Here is a 1,391-nt window from a genome sequence, read left to right as displayed (position 1 = left end):
CCGCCGCCGCTTGACTCCCGCGGGCGGCGCGATAACGTTGCGTCCAGGCGCGGACCGGCGTCTCCGACGTCGACACTTCCGCGCGCAGGTTTCTTGGAAGGGGACAGTGATGACGGTCGTGCTGAACGGCTCCGGCCTGACCATCGACAAGCTGGCGCGCGTGGCGCGCCAGGGCGAGCAAGTGGAGCTGGCGCCCGAGGCGCTGGCGCGCATCGGGGTTTGCCGGGCGATGCTCGAGGAGAAGATCCAGGCGCACGAGATCATGTACGGGGTCAACACGGGCATCGGGGAGTTCTCCGAGATCGTGCTGAACGACGATCAGGTCAAGGACTTCCAGAAGTACCTCATCTACAACCACTCCGCCGGCATCGGCGACCCGGCGCCCGCCGAGTACGTGCGCGGCGCCATGGTCGGCCGGATCAACGTCCACGCCCACGGCAACAGTGGCTGCCGGCCCGTGATCACGCAGACGCTCGTGGCGATGCTCAACCAGGGCGTCACGCCCTTCGTCTGCCAGAAGGGCTCGGTCGGCGCCTGCGGCGACCTGGCGCCGATGAGCCAGATCGCGCAGCTGCTGATGGGCGAGGGCCGCGCCTGGTACCGGGGCGAACTGCTGCCGGGCAAGGAAGCCTTCGCCCGCGCCGGCATCCCGGTGCCCGGCCTGGAAGCCCGCGACGGCCTGGCCACCATCAACGGCAGCAACCTGCTGACCGCCATGAGCGCGCTGCACCTGCACGACATGGACCGGCTGCTGAAGCAGGCCGAGATCGCCTGCTCCATGACGCTCGAGGCGTTGCTGGCGAACCTGAAGCCCTACACCTCCCAGCTGCACGAGATGCGCGGCTTCCCCGGGGCGGTGCGCAGCGCCGGCGCCATCCGCCGCTGCATCGAGGGTTCGGACCTGCAGACCGGCAAGATCAAGACCAAGGTGCAGGACGCCTACTCCATGCGCTCCAGCCCGCAGGTCATCGGCGCGGCGCACGACGCCGTGCGCTGGGCGCGCGAGCAGGTCGAGATCGAACTGAACGGCGTCGGCGACAACCCGATCTTCGTGCCCGAGAAGAAGCTGACCCTGACCGGGGCCAACTTCCAGGGCTCGCCGGTGTCGCTGCCCATGGACATGGCCGGCGCGGCCATGACGATGGTCTGCGTGCTGAGCGAGCGGCGTCTGAACCGCCTGCTCAACCCGGCCCTCAGCGTGGGACTGCCGGCCTTCCTGACCAAGGGGGCGGGCATGTTCTCGGGCATGATGCTCAGCCAGTACACCGCCGACTCGCTCATCGTCGAGCAGCGGATCCTCTGCGCGCCCGCATCGGTCCAGTCCATCCCCGCCGCGGCGGACCAGGAGGACTTCGTCTCGATGGGCATGAACACGGCCCTGAAGAACAAGC

General features: G+C 68.9%; 1 protein-coding gene. It reads left to right on the top strand.

The annotated features are described in order from the left end of the window. Positions 1 to 109 precede the first annotated feature (109 nt). Positions 110 to 1,391, top strand: a 1,282-nt coding sequence (locus Q7W29_08795; protein MDO9171913.1) for an aromatic amino acid ammonia-lyase, incomplete at its 3' end; no start/stop codon positions are given.

Source organism: bacterium, from assembly GCA_030654305.1.
Taxonomy (GTDB): Bacteria; Krumholzibacteriota; Krumholzibacteriia; order LZORAL124-64-63; family LZORAL124-64-63; genus PNOJ01.
This window is presented reverse-complemented; position numbering and strand designations above follow the sequence as displayed.